This window comes from Rhodothermus marinus, from assembly GCF_009936275.1.
Lineage (GTDB): Bacteria > Bacteroidota > Rhodothermia > Rhodothermales > Rhodothermaceae > Rhodothermus > Rhodothermus marinus_A.
This window is the reverse complement of record NZ_AP019797.1, coordinates 261,311-278,030: the sequence shown is the minus strand read 5'-3', so window position 1 is coordinate 278,030 and position 16,720 is coordinate 261,311. Positions and strand designations below refer to the sequence as shown.

The 16,720-nt window shown below is 66.4% G+C and carries 16 protein-coding genes; 10 read left to right on the top strand and 6 right to left on the bottom strand.

Annotated elements, in window-relative coordinates:
• Positions 1-37 precede the first annotated feature (37 nt).
• Positions 38-1,276: a metallophosphoesterase family protein gene (locus GYH26_RS01340; protein ID WP_161540173.1), complete on the top strand. Its 1,239-nt coding sequence runs from the start codon at positions 38-40 to the stop codon at positions 1,274-1,276.
• A 6-nt stretch (positions 1,277-1,282) separates the two neighbouring features.
• Here GYH26_RS01340 and GYH26_RS01335 read toward each other — a convergent pair whose 3' ends face one another.
• A complete protein-coding gene (locus tag GYH26_RS01335; protein WP_161540172.1) occupies positions 1,283-3,343 on the bottom strand; it encodes a S9 family peptidase in 2,061 nt (686 codons plus the stop codon).
• Positions 3,344-3,445: 102 nt separating this feature from the next.
• On the opposite strand from GYH26_RS01335, the gene GYH26_RS01330 reads away from it, so the two are divergent.
• Positions 3,446-5,968, top strand: a complete 2,523-nt coding sequence (locus tag GYH26_RS01330) for a zinc-dependent metalloprotease (protein ID WP_161540171.1) — start codon at positions 3,446-3,448, stop codon at positions 5,966-5,968.
• Here GYH26_RS01330 and GYH26_RS01325 read toward each other — a convergent pair.
• Positions 5,962-6,270 carry an ArsR/SmtB family transcription factor gene (locus tag GYH26_RS01325; protein WP_161540170.1) on the bottom strand — a complete coding sequence of 103 codons (309 nt, stop codon included), beginning with the start codon at positions 6,268-6,270 and terminating at the stop codon, positions 5,962-5,964. The two genes, GYH26_RS01330 and GYH26_RS01325, sit on opposite strands and share 7 nt — an antisense overlap.
• A 181-nt stretch (positions 6,271-6,451) precedes the next feature.
• Between GYH26_RS01325 and GYH26_RS01320 the strand changes: the two genes are divergently transcribed.
• The 8 genes from GYH26_RS01320 to GYH26_RS01285 all read left to right on the top strand — a co-directional run bounded on the left by GYH26_RS01320 (position 6,452) and on the right by GYH26_RS01285 (position 11,847).
• Positions 6,452-7,015, top strand: coding sequence for a YeeE/YedE family protein (locus GYH26_RS01320; protein WP_012842787.1), 564 nt, complete (start codon positions 6,452-6,454; stop codon positions 7,013-7,015).
• Between the two features lie 21 nt (positions 7,016-7,036).
• The gene (locus GYH26_RS01315; protein WP_161540169.1) at positions 7,037-7,555 is read left to right on the top strand and encodes a DUF6691 family protein; all 519 of its coding nucleotides are present in this window, start codon (positions 7,037-7,039) and stop codon (positions 7,553-7,555) included.
• Between the two features lie 94 nt (positions 7,556-7,649).
• Entirely contained in the window at positions 7,650-9,104 is a 1,455-nt protein-coding gene (locus GYH26_RS01310) for an MBL fold metallo-hydrolase (protein ID WP_161540168.1), read from the top strand.
• Between the two features lie 113 nt (positions 9,105-9,217).
• Positions 9,218-10,009: a sulfite exporter TauE/SafE family protein gene (locus GYH26_RS01305; protein ID WP_161540167.1), complete on the top strand. Its 792-nt coding sequence runs from the start codon at positions 9,218-9,220 to the stop codon at positions 10,007-10,009.
• Positions 10,010-10,056: 47 nt separating this feature from the next.
• On the top strand, positions 10,057-10,389 hold the full coding sequence (trxA, locus tag GYH26_RS01300; RefSeq protein ID WP_161540166.1) for a thioredoxin: 333 nt from the start codon (positions 10,057-10,059) through the stop codon (positions 10,387-10,389).
• A 17-nt stretch (positions 10,390-10,406) separates the two neighbouring features.
• Entirely contained in the window at positions 10,407-10,976 is a 570-nt protein-coding gene (locus tag GYH26_RS01295) for a Tll0287-like domain-containing protein (RefSeq protein ID WP_161540165.1), read from the top strand.
• 76 nt (positions 10,977-11,052) lie between these two features.
• Positions 11,053-11,403: a rhodanese-like domain-containing protein gene (locus GYH26_RS01290; RefSeq protein ID WP_161540164.1), complete on the top strand. Its 351-nt coding sequence runs from the start codon at positions 11,053-11,055 to the stop codon at positions 11,401-11,403.
• A 15-nt stretch (positions 11,404-11,418) separates the two neighbouring features.
• Positions 11,419-11,847 carry a rhodanese-like domain-containing protein gene (locus GYH26_RS01285; RefSeq protein ID WP_161540163.1) on the top strand — a complete coding sequence of 143 codons (429 nt, stop codon included), beginning with the start codon at positions 11,419-11,421 and terminating at the stop codon, positions 11,845-11,847.
• A gap of 175 nt (positions 11,848-12,022) precedes the next feature.
• On the opposite strand, the gene GYH26_RS01280 is transcribed toward GYH26_RS01285, so the two are convergent.
• The 4 genes from GYH26_RS01280 to GYH26_RS01265 all read right to left on the bottom strand — a co-directional run bounded on the left by GYH26_RS01280 (position 12,023) and on the right by GYH26_RS01265 (position 16,713).
• On the bottom strand, positions 12,023-13,039 hold the full coding sequence (locus tag GYH26_RS01280; RefSeq protein ID WP_161540162.1) for an OmpP1/FadL family transporter: 1,017 nt from the start codon (positions 13,037-13,039) through the stop codon (positions 12,023-12,025).
• Entirely contained in the window at positions 13,036-14,619 is a 1,584-nt protein-coding gene (locus tag GYH26_RS01275) for a FlgD immunoglobulin-like domain containing protein (protein WP_161540161.1), read from the bottom strand. Before GYH26_RS01275 ends, GYH26_RS01280 begins: the two co-directional genes overlap by 4 nt.
• Positions 14,603-15,412: a hypothetical protein gene (locus tag GYH26_RS01270; RefSeq protein WP_161542342.1), complete on the bottom strand. Its 810-nt coding sequence runs from the start codon at positions 15,410-15,412 to the stop codon at positions 14,603-14,605. Before GYH26_RS01270 ends, GYH26_RS01275 begins: the two co-directional genes overlap by 17 nt.
• 107 nt (positions 15,413-15,519) lie before the next feature.
• Positions 15,520-16,713 (bottom strand): site-2 protease family protein, encoded by a 1,194-nt coding sequence (locus GYH26_RS01265; RefSeq protein ID WP_161540160.1) that lies wholly within the window; start codon positions 16,711-16,713, stop codon positions 15,520-15,522.
• Positions 16,714-16,720 lie beyond the last annotated feature (7 nt).

Below are 16,720 nucleotides of genomic sequence, written 5' to 3'. Positions count from 1 at the left end.
CGTATCTTCTGGCTGATCGCCAGCCCGTCTTTCTCCCATGAAGATCCTGCACACGGCTGACATCCACCTGGGCATCACCACCTACGGCCGCGTCGATCCATCGACGGGGCTTAACTCGCGGCTGCAGGACTTCCGCCGCGCCTTCGAGTTCATGGTGGCGCAGGCGCTCGCCGAAGATGTCGATCTGTTTCTGTTCTGCGGCGACGCCTTCCGGAATCCCGATCCCTCCCCGACCGAGCAGACGATCTTTGCCGAGTGCCTGCAGCCGCTGACCGAGCGCGGCATCCCGATCGTCCTGCTGGTGGGCAACCACGACCACCCGGTCACCTTTGGCCGCGCCTCGTCGATCGACATCTTCCGCTATCTGGAAGGCCAGGCCCGCGTCTTCCGACGGCCCGAAGTGGCCACCATCCAGACGAAAAGCGGGCCGCTCCAGCTCATCGCCCTGCCCTGGCCGGTACGGAGCCTGCTGCTGACCCGCGAGGAATATCGCCGGAAATCGGCGTCCGAGGTGCGCGAGGTGATCGAGCAGCTCTACGTCGAATACGTACAGAAGGCGGTCGAGCGGCTCGATCCGTCGCTGCCCACCGTGCTGGCCGGACACTTCAGCGTGCAGGGCGCCGAGCTTTCCGGCTCGGAGCGCACCAGCCTGATCGCCCACGAGCCGAAGTTCACCGTGGGTCAGCTGGCGCTGCCGCCTATCGACTACGTGGCGCTGGGCCACATTCACCGGCATCAGAACCTCAATCCCGACGGCATCCCGGTCGTCTACAGCAGCAGCATCGAGCGCGTCACGTTCCGCGAAGCAGATGACCCGAAAGGCTTCGTGCTGGTGGAAATTCAGTCCAACGGCACGCGCAAGCAGACGCACTACCGCTTCGTGGAGACGCCCGCCCGCCGCTTCGTGGACCTGCACATAGACGCCCGCGACAGCGACGAACCCACCGAACGCATCCTGAGCGCCATCGCTCGCACTCCGGTGGCCGACGCCATCGTGCGCGTGCGCTACCAGGTGGACGAAGACCAGGTGGCCCGCGTCGACGTGCGCCGCATCCGCGAGGCGCTGCGCACGGCCGCCCACATTGCCGGCGTCGAGCGCACCGTCACGCCCGTGGTGCGCGAGCGCCGCACGATCGTCGAGCGCGACAGCTCGCTGCGCGAGGCGCTCTCGCGCTACATCGACCAGCACGAAAAGCTGCACCCGCTGCGCGAGCAGCTCATCGAAGCGGCGCTGGCGCTCGAAGCCCGCCTCGAAGCCGAGCGCCTGCCCGAGTAACCCCGGCTACTCCTCCGCCTCGACGGTCACGCCCGGAATGCGGCCTTTCTTCTCGAACCAGTCCATGATGTAGGCCTGCGTCCGCATGAAGTTGGACGGCCGCGAACCTGTCCCGTGGTACTCTTCATGGAAGCGGAGCAGCACGACCGGCACCCCCCGCATCTTCAGCGCCACATAGTACTCCTCGGTCTGACTCATCGGCGTGCGGAGGTCCAGCTCGCCGGTCATCAGCAGCGTGGGCGTTTTCACCCTGCCGGCCAGCATCAGCGGCGAGCGCGCCAGCCAGTCGGAGGGATCCTCCCAGAACGGCCGGTCAAACCAGTTGAACGTGAACAGCGGAACGTCGGTCGTGCCGGCCATGCTGATCCAGTCGGTAACCGGACAGCGCACGGCGGCCGCCGCGAACCGATCGGTCTGGCCGATCGCCCAGCTCGAAAGCACGCCACCGCCACTGCATCCGGTCACGAACAGCCGATCCGGGTCGATGTAGCCCCGCGCCAGCACCGCATCGACCCCGGCCATCAGGTCTTCGTGGTCCACGCCCGGATAGGCCTGGCTGATGGCCGCGCCGAATTCGGTGCCGTAGCCTGTGCTTCCGCGCGGGTTCGTGTAGAGCACAACGTAGCCGTTGGCGGCGAAATTCTGGAAGGAATAGTTGAAGCCCACGTTGTACATGGCATGGGGGCCGCCGTGGATGTGCAGGATCAGCGGATACTTCTGGGAAGGCTCGAAGTCCGGCGGCTTGACGATCCAGCCCTGAATGCGCGTGCCGTCGCGCGACGCATACCAGATTTCCTCGACCTCGCCCAGCTTTACGTCCTGCAGCACGTCGTCGTTGACGGCCGTCAGGCGTTCGATCTGATCCGGCCGGTCCAGCATAAAGCGAACGACGTCGTCCGGCTCATGGTAGCTGGTGCGTACGCCGACGGCAATACCGTTGCGGGCAATCGACGAGAGTGTCAGCATGTGCACGCCGCGCGTGACCTGCCGCACCTCGCCCCGGACCGAGGCGAAGTAGACGTTGCGCGTGCCCCGGTCGTCGATCGTGAAGTAGACGCCTGAGCCATCGGGGGCCCAGTGCAGATTGCTTACGTCCCGGTCGAGCGTTCGGGTCAGATTGCGCGGCGCGGTGCTGCCGTCGAGCGGCATCAGCCAGAGATCGGCGGCATGGTAGGTCTGGCGCGTCTCGGCATAGCCGGTGAAGGCCACCCAGCGCCCGTCCGGCGAGACGGCCGGCTGCGTCCAGCGTCCCGGCTCGCGGGTGAGCTGGCGAAGCTGCCGCGTGGCCACATCAATGGCATAAAGGTGGGCGTTCCGGTAATTGCGGTCCACCGAGTCGGCCGAGGCCTTGAACCCGTCGAAGACGATCGTGCGTCCGTCCGGGGTCCAGCTCAGCGTCGCACCGGCCGGAAGTCCGTCAAAGCGCGGTCCCACGTGCCAGGTGCCCTCGGTGAGTTGACGGGGCGTGCCGCCCTCGGCCGGGATCACAAACAGGTGCGTGTAGGCTTCTTCCATGAAACCGCGGCGGTCGGCCCGATAGTGCAGGCGCCGCACAAGCCGGGGCGGCTTGGTCCACGTGGCTCCTTCGGGCGGCTTGGGTAAGTCGACGTTCCAGCGCACCTCGACCGGCACGTTCATCGTGAAGGCGATCATCCGGCCGTCCGGCGACCAGGTGATGCTACCCGGCGCTTCCGTCAGGTGCGTCAACTGCGTGGGTGGCTCGGGAAGATCGACCCACTTGACGAAAATCTGCGGCCGGCCGTTTTCGTCCTCGGCAATAAAAGCGATCCGCGTGCCATCCGGCGACCAGCGCGGCGAGCTTCCCTCGACCAGAAACCGCTGCTGCGAACCATCGGCATTCATGATCCAGAGTGCCGATTGCCAGCGGTCCTTCTGCTTGTCCACCCAGCGACGCGTGAAGACGATACGCCGTCCGTCGGGTGAAATCTGCGGATCGTTGACGTCTTCCCATTCCAGGTAGCGCTCCAGCGTCAGTCGGTCCGATTGCGCACGGCTTGCCGGAGCAATCACCAGCAGGAGCAGCAGGGAAAAGACTGCGTGACGCATGGCGGCCTGCAGGTCTGGTTTTTCCAGAAAGCGCTTATCAAAATACGCGATTTGTTATTTTGATGCAGGCCGTACCTCCCTGCAAAATCAACCGAAAACGACATGCTGCGCCGCCTCCTGCTCGCGACGCTGTCGTTGCTCTGGGTTCGCCTGTCGGTTGCGCAACTACCGGACATCGACACCTTCACCCGCGATATGGTCCATCGGGACGGGCTGCTCCCGGTGTACCTCGACACGCTGAAGGGCAAGCTCTACCTGGAAGTCGTCCCTTCGGGCGAGGACCTGCTGCTGGTGCCGGCGCTCCCGGCCGGACTGGGCTCCAACGACGTGGGACTCGACCGGGGATTGTTCGGCAAGGAACGCGTCGTGCAGTTCCGACGGACCGGCAACCAGATCCTGCTCTACGCGCCCAACCTGACCTACCGGGCGCTCGAAGGCGATGCGCCGGCCCGGCGGGCCGTCGAGGAAGCCTTCGCGGCCTCCGTGCTGTGGCGCTTTCCGATCGTGGCGCGCCAGGGCGATCGGTTTCTGATCGACGCCACCGACTTTGCCCTGCACGACGCCATGGACGTGGTCGGCCGCCTGCGCCAGACCGATCAGGGCACGTTTCGGCTGGACCGCGACCGGAGCACGATCCTTTTCGAGGCGGTCAAGGCCTTTCCCCGCAACACGGTGATCGAAGCGCTGCTCACGTTTTCGAGCGAGCAACCGGGCCGTTTTGTGCGCCAGGTGGCGGCCGTGCCCGAGCACGTCACACTCCGCCAGCGTCTGATGTTTGTGGCCCTGCCGCCACCGGGCTATCGGCCTCGCGCACACGATCCACGGAGCGGTCTGTTCTACATCACCTTCTACGACTACACGAGCCCGGTGGGTGAGCCGCTGGCCCGACGATGGATCGTCCGGCATCGGCTGCAGAAAAAAGACCCGAATGCGCCCGTCAGCGAACCGGTACAGCCGATCGTTTACTACGTGGATCCCGGCGCGCCCGAGCCGATACGTCAGGCGCTGATCGAAGGCGCCTCGTGGTGGACCGAAGCGTTCGAGGCGGCCGGCTTTCGCAACGCTTTCCGCGTGGAGGTGCTGCCCGACACGGCCGATCCGCTCGACGTGCGCTACAACGTGATCCAGTGGGTGCATCGGGCCACGCGCGGCTGGAGCTATGGCCGTACGATCGTCGATCCGCGCACGGGCGAGATCATCAAGGGCCATGTGACGCTGGGCTCGCTGCGTATCCGCCAGGACTACCTGATCTTCGAAGGCCTGCTGGCACCCTACGACAGCGCATACGCCCACGGTTATCCACCGGAGGATGACCCCATGCTGCAACTGGCGCTGGCCCGCATCCGGCAACTGGCCGCGCACGAAGTGGGCCACACACTGGGCCTGCAGCACAACTTCGCCGCCTCGGTGAACGACCGCGCCTCGGTCATGGACTATCCGGCGCCCTACGTGCGCGTGCGCCCCGACGGTTCGCTGGACGTCTCGGAAGCCTACGACACGGGCATCGGCGCCTGGGATAAGATCGCCATCCGCTACGCCTACAGCGAATTCCCGCCCGGTACCGACGAGGCGGCCGCGCTGGAAGCCATTCTGGAAGAAGCCGCACGCCAGGGCCTGCACTTCATTACCGACGCCGATGCGCGGCCGCCAGGCGGGGCCCATCCGCTGGCGCACCTGTGGGACAACGGCACCGACGCCGTCGCGGCCCTGCACCGCGAGCTGCAGGTGCGAAGGGTGGCGCTGAAACGCTTCGGTCTCCGGAACCTGCGAGCGGGACGTCCGCTGGCCACGCTCGAAGAAGTGCTGGTGCCCATCTACCTGTGGCACCGGTATCAGACCGAGGCCACGGTCAAACTGATCGGCGGGGCGTTCTACACGTACGCGGTGCGCACGCCGGACATGCCCGAAGCGCCGGTAGTCCGTCCGGTGCCGGGTGCCACGCAACGGGCGGCGCTGGAGGCCCTGCTTACGGTCGTCCAACCGGCCACGCTACGGCTGCCCGAGACGCTGCGCGGACTCATTCCGCCGCGGCCGCCGGGCTATCCGGCCCTCCGCGAGCTGTTTGCCCGCCAGACGGCCCCGCTGTTCGATCCGGTGGCACCGGCCAAGGCGGCCGCGCGTCAGGTGTTCGACCTACTGCTGCAGCCGGAGCGGCTGAGCCGCCTGTACGATCAGGCCCTGCAGGATCCATCGCTTCCCTCGCTGGCGGAAGTGCTGGAACAGGTCAGCCGGAGCGTCTGGGCCGCGCCCGTGCCCGACGATCCCTACGACGCCCACCTGCAGCGCGTGGTGCAGACGGCCTGGACGGCCGGCCTGCTGGAGCGGGCACGGGACGCCCGCACGCCCGTGGATGTGCGCGTCGAGCTGGAAGCCCATCTGCACCGACTGGCCGACTGGCTCAGACAAAACCCGGGCACCGACGCGGCCACGCGGGCGCACCGGCGCTTCCATCGCGACTGGATCCGGCGCTTTCTGGAGCGTCCCTACACGCCCGACGAGCCGGGCGCGCCTGAACTGAACCTGCCCCCCGGCGCGCCGATCGGCCTGCTGGAGCAGGTGCTGGAAGCGCCCCGGCGCCTGCTGGAAGCCACCTACGATCCCGGCTGCGCGCTCATTGACTACTGAGCGGCGGCTTCCGGGACCTGGCTGCAGACGAGCACGCACAGGGCCGCCAGCATCGGATCGTTGATCCGGTAGTACGCATAGGGCCCTTCCTGGCGGCGGGCCACCAGTCCGGCCTCGCGGAGCAGCCGTAGGTGCTTGCTCACGTTTGCCTGGCTCTGCCCGGTGGCTTCCACCAGGTCCTGCACGGTCATCTCACCCCGTACGTGCAACAGGTTCAGGATCTCCAGCCGCACCGGATCGCCCAGCAGCCGAAAGCGCCGGGCCACCTGGTCGAGCTGCTCGCGCGGAATCAGTGTTTTCATCGATCTCCTTCAACATTCAACTCGCATGCAGGCCATGAAATAACTGGTCAGTTATATTTGTTTCTCCGATATGTTAACAAAATCAGTTTAAAGACATTAAATTTTGGCTAATGGCGGAAACAATATAACCGAATGGTTGTTCGACGCCCTCGAACACGCTTAACCCAACCCGGAGCAAACCATGCTGGAGTGGCTTTCACAACCGTGGCCCTGGTACGTGGCCGGTCCGCTGATCGGCCTGATCGTGCCGCTGCTGCTGCTGATCGGCGGTAAGTCGTTCGGCGTGTCGGCCAACCTGCGCCACCTGTGCGCGGCGGTGCTCCCGACGCGCGTGGACTTTCTGCGCTACGACTGGAAACGACAGGGACTGTGGAATCTGACCTTCGCGCTGGGCATCGTACTCGGCGGATTCATCGCCGCCACGCTGCTGGCCTCGCCGGATCCCTACGTGCACATCTCCGAGGCCACGCGCGCCGATCTGGCCGCGCTGGGCATCACGGACTTCCGGGGGCTGGTGCCTTCGGAGTTCATCAGCTGGAAGGGCCTGACCACGCTGCCGGGCCTGATCATGGTGGTGCTCGGGGGCTTTCTGATCGGCTTCGGAGCCCGCTACGCCGGCGGCTGCACCTCGGGACACGCCATCATGGGCCTGGCCGATCTGCAGCTGCCCTCGCTGGTGGCTACGATCGGCTTCTTCATCGGCGGCCTGATTGCCACCTACCTGATTCTGCCCCTGATTCTGTAACCTTCAACCGTGCAAAAGACCATGGCCGAACTGGTACGTGATACCCGGCCCGAAGCCTGCATCGACGTCGAGCAGGTAGCGCCGGACTACGAAGCACAGGCGCAGGAGACCGGCAACCGGCCGGGGAGCCTGCTGGCCTACCTGCTGCTGGGCATCTTTTTCGGAATCGTGCTGATCAAAAGCGAGGTGGCCTCCTGGTTTCGCATCCAGGAGATGTTCCGCTTCCAGAGCTTTCACATGTACGGCGTGATCGGCTCGGCCGTCGTGGTGGCCGGAGTGTCGGTGCAGCTCATCAAAAGGCTGCGGCTGAAGACGATCCACGGCGAGCCGATCGAGATCCAGCCCAAAGTCTGGGGCAAAGGGGTTCGCTACTGGCTGGGCGGAATCCTTTTCGGGCTGGGCTGGGGCCTGCTGGGCGCCTGCCCGGGACCGATGTTCGCGCTGCTGGGTAGCGGCGTGACCGTCATGGTGGTGGCCCTCGCCAGCGCCATGCTGGGCACCTGGGCCTACGCCGTGCTGCGCCCCCGCCTGCCCCACTGAGGGTTGACATCAACACTGGAAATGCATACGCTTCTGGAGCGGTCTTTTTATTGAGTAACTTGTAATAACATGTAAACCAACTTGCACGACTGCCATGCTATTCCGACAGATTTTCGACCCCAAGCTGGCCCAGTATGCCTACCTGATCGGCTGCCAGCAGACGAAAGAGGCCATCGTGATCGATCCGGAGCGGGATGTCGATCAGTACCTGCGTCTGGCCGAGGAGGAAGGGCTACGCATCGTGGCCGTGGCCGAGACGCACATTCACGCCGACTTCCTCTCGGGCGCGCGTGAACTGGCCGAACGCGTCGGTGCCCGGCTCTACCTTTCGGCCGAAGGCGAAGCGGACGGCTGGGCGTCGAACTGGGCCAGGAACGGCCGCTACGACGTCACCTTCCTGCGGGACGGCGACACGTTTCGGATCGGCAACATCGAATTCAGGGCCGTCCACACGCCCGGCCACACGCCGGAGCACCTGTGTTACCTGGTGACCGACCGGGGCGGCGGCGCCACCGAACCCATGGGTATCGTCACGGGCGACTTCGTGTTTGTGGGCGACCTGGGACGCCCGGATCTGCTCGAATCGGCCGCCAGGATTTCGGGCATGAAGGAGCCCTCGGCCCGCCGGCTCTATCAGTCCGTGCTGCGCTTCCTGGAATTGCCCGACTATCTGCAGGTCTGGCCCGGCCACGGCGCCGGATCGGCCTGCGGCAAGGCGCTGGGTGCCGTACCCGAATCGACGGTGGGCTACGAGAAACGCTTCAACGCCTCGCTGGCCCCGGCGCGTGAGGGTGAAGACGCCTTTGTGCAGGCCATCCTGAGTGGCCAGCCCGAACCGCCGCTCTACTACGCTCGCATGAAGGCCTACAACCGCGACGGCGTGCCCCTGCTGGGCCGCCTGCCTGCGCCACGCCGCCTGTCGGTGGCCGAACTGGACCGGCTGGTGAAGCAGGGCGAGGTGACCTTCGTCGACACGCGACTGGACCGCGCGGCCTTCATGCTTGCGCATCTCCCCGGCGCCCTCTATGCGCCTTTCAACAAGAGCTTCAATACGACGGTCGGCTCACTCGTGGCCGATGATCAGACGCCGCTCGTGCTGATCATCGACGACGAAGACGTGGAGCAGGCCGTGCGCGATCTGGTCCGCATCGGTTACGACCGCATCGAAGCCTACGCCACGCCGGAGACGCTTGTGCGCTACTTCAACGAGGGCGGCGCCCGGGCTTCGATCCCGATGATCACGTTCGAAGACGTCGTCCGCCTGCGCGAGCAGCCCGACGTGGCCGTGCTGGACGTCCGCTACGCTTCGGAATACGAAGCCGGTCACATCCCCGGCGCCATCAACGCCTCCTACACCCGGCTGCCGGAATACCTGGATCGTATTCCGAAAAACCGCACGCTGCTGGTGCACTGCGTCACGGGTGGACGGAGCGCGGCGGCCGCCTCGTTCCTGGCCGCTCAGGGCTACCGCGTGCAGTACGTCGCGGACGACTTCGCTACCTATCAGCAGATCGGGCCCGTGGAAAGTGGTCAGCCCGTCACGGCCTGACGCGACAGCACCAGGACCTTCCTCCGGTTGGGTTCCCCCGCCCCGCACGTGCGGGGCGGGGGCCGGGAAGGTTGCCTCTGAGTTTTTTTCAGCAACACAACGTGCATACGACCATGTGGATTGCGCTGATCGGGGCACTGCTGGTGGGACTTTCGCTGGGCCTCCTGGGCTCGGGTGGAAGCATCCTCACGGTGCCCGTGCTGGTGTATCTGGTGGGCGAGCCCGACAAGGTAGCCATCGCTGAAAGTCTGGGTATCGTGGCGGCCATTGCGGCGGCCGGCGCCCTGCCCTACGCCCGCCAGCGCACGATCGACTGGCGTAGCGTGCTGTTCTTCGGCATTCCGGGCATCGCGGGCACCTACGGCGGTGCCTGGCTGTCGCGCTTCGTGTCGGGACCGGTGCAGCTCGTGCTGTTTGCCGGCGTGATGCTGCTGGCCGCCGTGCTCATGTATCGCCGGAGCACACCCCGACCGACCCCGACCGTCTCCAGCGCGGGCGGCGTGGCTATCCGAAAGCACGCGGCCTGGAAAATCATGCTCGAAGGCGTCAGCGTGGGCGTGCTCACCGGACTGGTGGGCGTCGGCGGCGGCTTTCTGATCGTGCCGGCGCTCGTGCTGCTGGGCGGGCTCGACATGCGCCGGGCCGTCGGCACCAGCCTGGTCATCATCGCGCTCAAAAGTGTGGCCGGCTATCTGAAGTACCTCGACGTGCTGGCCGACCTGGGCCTGGCCGTCAACTGGGAAGTGGTAGGGTTGTTTGCCGCCGTGGGCATTGCCGGATCGTTCGCCGGCAACTGGATCGGCGGACGCATCCCCCAGCATCGACTGCAGCGCGGCTTTGCCGTCTTCCTGGTCGTTATGGGTCTCTGGATTCTCTACCAGAACCTGAGCGTGCTGACGGGATAACATACGGCGTGTATCCTTTTCTCAACAAAACCAAAGAAAAAAAAGCCATGACGCTTCCGGAATTCTTTCAGAAAGAGGTGATCGAAAAAAGCCACGAAAAGCCTGTGGTAGTGGACTTCTGGGCGCCCTGGTGTGGCCCCTGCCGCATCCTCGGGCCGGTGCTTGAAAAGCTGGCCCGGGAAAGCAAAGGGGCCTGGCGCCTGGTGAAGATCAACACGGATCAGCACCCCGAACTGGCCATGCACTATGGCGTGCGGGGCATTCCGACCGTCAAACTGTTCCGCAACGGCGAGGTGGTGGACGAGTTCGTGGGGGCGCTGCCCGAGCCGGCCGTTCGTCGCTGGCTCCAGCAGCACGTGCCGGAACCGAGCGCGTCCTGAAGCCTGAGCGATCGGCTATGCGAACCCTCATCGTAATGGCCGCGCTGTTGCTGGCCGCCTGCGGGCGAGAACCCGCCTCGGAAGCGCCGCCCGCGGCGGTCCGGCAACAGGTGGAAGAAGCGATCCGGGCGCTCGACGCCATGCGGGCCGGACTGGCCCGAACCATCACGGCCGGCGAGACGATCGACGAGGCCACGTTCAACCGCGTCTGCCGCCCCGTAGGCCAGCAGGCGCGGCAACTTGGCGAAACGAACGGCTGGATCGTGCAGCAACTGGCCGTGAAGTACCGCAACCCGGCGCATCGGCCCGACTCCCAGGCGGCCGCGCTGTTTGCCCGCTTCGAGGCCGACCCGTCGCTCGACAGCCTCTGGGTCCGCGCCACCTGGAGCGGTACGCCGGGCTGGCGCTACCTGCGCCGCATCACGGTCCGGCCTCAGTGTCTGGCCTGCCACGGCCCGCGCGATCGGCGCCCAGCCTTCATCGTGCAGAACTATCCCGAGGACCGGGCCTACGACTTCCGGCCCGGCGATCTGCGCGGCCTGTACAGCGTCTTCGTACCGGATTCGCTGCTGCAGACATCTTTTTGAACCAGACGCCCTGTCTGGTCAGCAGGAATCCGGGCGGATTTACCGTCTCCCGAAACCATTTTCAACGAAAACAACCATGTGGACTCGCCTGCTGGAATCACTGACGCGACCGGCTGAAACGCACGACGTGCTACGGCCGGAAGTTTTTCTACACCGCCGGCGTCCGGAAGACGTCGTGATCGATGTGCGCACGCCCGAGGAATTCGCCCAGGGGCATCTGGAAGGAGCGATCAATCTCGATCTGATGGCGCCTGACTTCCACGAAAAAATTGCGCGCCTCGATCCGAACCGGACGTACTATCTTTACTGTCGCTCCGGCAATCGTAGCGGACAGGCCGCACGGCTGCTGCGCGAACGCGGCCTGGAAGCCTACAACATCGGCGGGCTGGAAGACCTGGCCCGTGCCGGAGCTACCATCGTCCGCTGAAAACACTCGGTTGCTATGAAGACCCGTATCCTTTTGCTGCTGGCATTGCTATCTGGCTCGGCCGCCTGCACGACCGAACGCACCGAACCACCACAGACCACCACAACTGTGGTGGCCGACACGACGGCAATTGTGCGTCTCACGGCCGAGGAGTTTCTGACCCGCTACACGCCGGACGCCGTCGTGATCGACGTGCGCACGCCCGAGGAATTCGCACAGGGTCACCTGAAGGGCGCATTGAATATCGACGTGAAGGCGCCTGACTTCCGGGAGCAGATCCAGGCGCTCGGACTGGATCCGAACCGGCCCGTTTACCTCTACTGCCGCTCCGGTCGCCGGAGTCAGCGGGCCGCCGAAATCCTGCGTGAAATGGGCTTCCGCCAGCTTTACAACATCGGCGGCTTCGAGGACCTGGCCCGTGCCGGCGCCGAAGTGGCGCGTTGATAGGAGTTCCTGCGCCTCCTGCTTCCTTTCCCGGACTGAAATCGCGGCGTGCACCCTGCGTACCCGCGCCTCACACCAGGGCACCTGTGTTGCGCCCTCATGCCCCTGATCTGCGACGCTTTGGCGAGGCCGCTACCGAAACGCACCTGGATCCCGGAGTGCCGAACCGCCCCGGTCAGAGAAACAACCCCACCGACAGCATGTGCATCGGGGGAAGGGCGGTGTGTTCGAGCTGCACCGTGTAGCCGGCCTGGAAGGGCAGGTTGCCGAGCCGGGTAGCCAGCGAAAAGCCCAGCGCCGGTTGCCAGCCGCCGGCCTCGGGCAGGCGACCGATGCGGTCGAGTCCGCCCAGCAGCGCGAACGCCTCACTGAGCCGATAGGTGGCGCCCAGCCGGAGCTGCCCGCCCCGTGCCCAGCGCCGTTCGGAGACCAGCGCCTCGCGGGGCGTGTCGCCCACGAGCTGCACGCGCCGCTGTCGCACCTCGACGGACGTAAACGACGCCTCGTACTCGCCCAGCAGCCGGAGTCGCCCGGCCAGGGCCGTCCACGAAGCGCCCAGCCGCACGCGCATCGGAAAGCGATCCGACGTGGTGCTGCCCTGCTGCGGCCCGTAGAGATCCGACGTGTTCCAGGTGTAGCGGGCCAGCAGATCGTCGACGGCCAGTCCCAGGTGCAGCGTTTCGGTGGCGCGGTAGAGCAGCCCCAGGTCGAGCCCGATGCTCTGCACCGGCCGTAGCCCTTCGAACAGATCCGCCCGGAAGAACTGCAGGCCGAGCCCCAGCGTGAGCCGATCGCTCACCCGCGTGCCGAAGGCCACCAGCAGCGCGTACTCGTCCGTGCTGTAGGTCTGCGTGTGGTAGCCGCTGGCGTCGCGTCCGTCGATGTTGCGCACCCCGGCGTGCCGGAGCACGACCGCGATGCCCGCGCGCGGCGGCATGCGCGTGGACAGTTGTGCGCTCTGCAGCTCGCGATCGAGTGCCATAAACGCCGTGCTGAGCGCCAGCACAGGTCGTTCGGTAAACACGGCCAGCGCCGGGTTGTAGTAGGCGGCGGCGCCTTCGACATCGGCCACCAGGGCCTGTCCGAGCGCCAGCGCCCGCGCGTCGAGCCCCATCCGGGCGAAGACGCCCGCTTCCTGCGCCCGGGCCGCAACGGCCCAGCTCAGCACGATCAGCAGCGCGATCCGCTTCATTCGATCACCAGAATTTTGCCCCAGTAGGTGGCCGAGCCCGTCTCCACCGCGTAGAAGTACACACCGTTGGCCACGCGCACGCCGCGGGCGTCGAGTCCGTCCCAGATCACCTCGTGCGGGCCGGCCGGCTGCGTTCCTTCGAAGAGCGTGCGCACGCGCTGCAGGCCGAAGTCGAACACGTGCACGCGCACCGTGGCCTCTCGGTCCAGCTCGTAGCGAATGCGCACGAACGCATCGAGTGCGGGCGAGAACGGGTTCGGGTAGGCGTAGGTATCGACGCGGGGGACGGCCGGCGAGGGATTGTCGGGGCGAAGCGGCACATCGGCTCGGAACAGCCGCCAGGTGCGCCCGCCGTCGTCGCTGCGGAGGAGGCCGTCGGACGTCCCGATCCACAGATGCGAGCGCGTCACGGCCACGGCCAGCACGCGCACGTCGGGTCGCACGATGCGGTTCGAAGCGGGATCGTAAAAGTCGCGAATGGTGCGCCAGGTGCGCCCCTGATCCGTCGAGACGAACAGCCCGTTGTCGCCCGCGGCGTAGACGGTATCGCCCCGGAAGGCGAAGTCATTGATGCGCTCGCCCAGCAGCACCTGCTGGAAGGTGCGGCCACCGTCGGCCGTCCGCGTGATGCCGAACGTCTCGCCGGGTGCGGCGCCGGCCGGCCGCGTGGCGAACCACAGCACACGCTGACCGTTGGGTCGGCGCTGCTCGCCGATGGCCACGATCCAGTTGCCGGTGGGCGCATTGGGCCGGCCGTCGTTGAAGAACCGATCCCAGCTCAGTCCGCCGTCCACCGAGCGGTTGATGCCTCCGGCCGTGCCGGCCCAGACGGTCCCCTCGCCGTCCACATGCACGGAAAAGGCGAAGTAGTTGTCGTAGCGGTCCAGCGCGCTTACGGGCGGCGCTACGCGGAAGAAATAGGGCTGATCGGGACGAAGCGCGTCGAGCGAGTCGGGCGGGAGCACGGCCCGATGCCAGGTGCGGCCGAAGTCGTCTGAGTAGCGCAGGCCGCCGTACCAGCTCGCCGCCCAGAGCCGGCCGCGCCGCCGATCGTAGGCCAGGTCGAACGTCGTGGTAAGCTGCGGGGAGACGACCGGCTCGGCCGGGAGCCGCGAGACGCCGTAGGTGATCACCGTGTCGGTGGGTGCGTCGAGCGGCGGAAAGCGGAAGCCCCACGTGTTGCCGCCGTCGGTGGAATAGACCAGCCCCACGGCCTCGAACACGTCGTCGTCCACGCCGTCGCCGTTCAGGTCGGCCTGGTAGCGCGTGCCCAGGCTGGCCCAGATCGTGTCGCCCACTACCAGCAGTGCATAGACGCGGCCGCGTCCCTGCGTGATCGAATCGACGTCGGCCCGGTACCAAGTCTGTCCCCCGTCGAAGGTCAGGTCCAGGCGCGGCCCCACCCAGAGCGAGTCGCCGCGGGCGGCCAGGGTGCTGACAAAGTTTTCGGCGATGCCCGGCACCGGAATCAGCTCGGCCACGCGCCGGCTCCAGTCGGCTTTCGACTGCGCCCGCCCGTCGCCGGCCGTAAGGCCCAGCAGCAACCCCCCCCAGATCAGCCGCTTACTCCACGACCACATGACGGCGGACCTCCTCGCTGGTGAGTCCAGTTCGATCGATGGCCTGGAAGACGAACGTGTAGGTGCCCGGCACGTTGTCGCTGGCCAGCGAAAGCGTCATGGTGAACAGCCCGTCGCCGGCCACCGCGTCGCCGCTGTTGGGGATCCCGCCGCAGAGGCCTTCACCCCCATCGTCGCACAGCAGGATCGGCGCGCCGTTGTTGACGCGCAGCTCCACGCGCAGGATGTTTTCCAGACCGTCGGGGTCCGAAACCCGCGCCACCACCTGGAAGACAACGGGCGGCTCGCCAGGCGCCGGACGCCGGAGCGTGTCGGGCACCTGCACCTCCTCGATCACGGGCGGACCGCCGGTCGCCCAGAACCAGAGCGTACCGCGCACCTGATTGCTCAGGCGCTCCTCGTCGTCCACGGCATAGACCAGCACCGTGTAGGGGCCCACCTGCGCCCGATGCAGCCGGAGCGTCGTCTCGCCCGTGTAGCGATCCGTGCCGGACGCCTCCAGCGTGCCCATGGCCACGGGTTCGGTGGTGTTCAGCGGCGCCCGTACGACGAACGCCACGCGGGCAATCCGGCCGTCCGGATCGCGCGCCGTCACCGCCAGCGAAAGCGGGATGAGTGCCGTATCGCCCCGGATTTGCTCCGAAGGCAAGGTGTTGAAGTCGACCGAATCCGGCGCAAAGGAAAGGTCTGAAACCACCGGAGGACGCCCCTCCAGCGAGGGCGCGCCCGGAAGTGTATCGCATCCCCAGAGCAATCCGCCCGCCAGTGCCAGCAACCAGAAGACGTGTCGCATCGACACCGCTCCGTACGTCTGTTCAGCAGCCTGCGTGGTACCGAAGCGTCATAGGCGCGGGCGGATCTTTTCTGCAAAGATAAAAAACGGGAGGCTTCGATGCACCATCAGATCAGGTACAGCGGGCGAATGCTGAAGCAGAGCACGAAAATCGCGATGGCTACCCAGCCCAGCGCCCGCCGCGTACGCGAAAGCGGCACCCGGTACCATACCGGCGGATGATCGACCCGGATCAGGTACAGAATGATCAGACTCCAGAGAAACCAGCCGCTGTGTCCCATCCAGCCGACGAGGCTGGCCAGGCGGGGCGCCAGCGCGGCCAGCGCCATCAGCCCCAGCAGCACGGGCGCCACAATGCGGTGATCGCCGTCGAACAGCCGGTGCAGGTACAGGTAAAGCACCATTGCCAGACCGAACCAGGCGGCCGGCTCCAGCCACCAGATGCCCTCCTGCAGCAGGGGCGGAAGCGTCTCCAGCGCAAAGCCGATCGTGGCCGACACGAGCAGCAGCAGGACGAAGGCACGGGCCAGCCGCCGATGCCAGCGGCGTCCGAACAGCGCATAGAGCACATGTCCGCCGTCGAGCTGGCCCACCGGCAGCAGGTTCAGGGCCGTGAAGAACAGTCCCAGCCAGGCCGCAAACAGCGTGGGGTAGTGGTACAGCTCGTACATGGGCGGCACGTTCGGGAAAAAGCGGGCCAGCGTGTCGAACAGCAGCGTATGGCCCAGCACGAGCGTGACGCTCGTCGGGTCCTCGGAAGGGAGCGGGGCGGACGGAAAACGCCCGTGCGCCAGGATGTAGGCCTTGAGCGCTTCGTGGCCGGGCACGTCCAGCAGGTACGTGGGCGGCGGGAGCGTCAGCAGCGCATAGAACAGCACAACGAGCGCCACGACGAATCCGGCCAGCGGCCCGGCCACGCCGATGTCGAACAGCGAGCGCGTGTCGGGGATCGGCTCCCGGATGCGAATGACGGCCCCGAACGTTCCGATGCCGTTGAACGGAAACGGAATGTAGTAGGGCAGCGTGGCGTCGATCCGATGGGAGCGGGCGGCCAGGTAGTGCCCGAACTCGTGCACGGTCAGAATCAGCAGCAACGGCAGGCTGAAGCGCAGCCCGTCGGCCAGCAACGCGCCGTATCCCATCCGTTCGTAAAGCAGCCAGCGACCGGCCCAGTCGGGCCAGGTCAGCGTGGTGGTCACCAGCGTCAGCACGAACAGCAGCAGATGCAGCCACACCCGCTGCGGCCGCCGCGGGGGCGCCGCGACCGTTTCACGCCACCGGATGCCCGGAATCGGCTCCAAAGGTCTC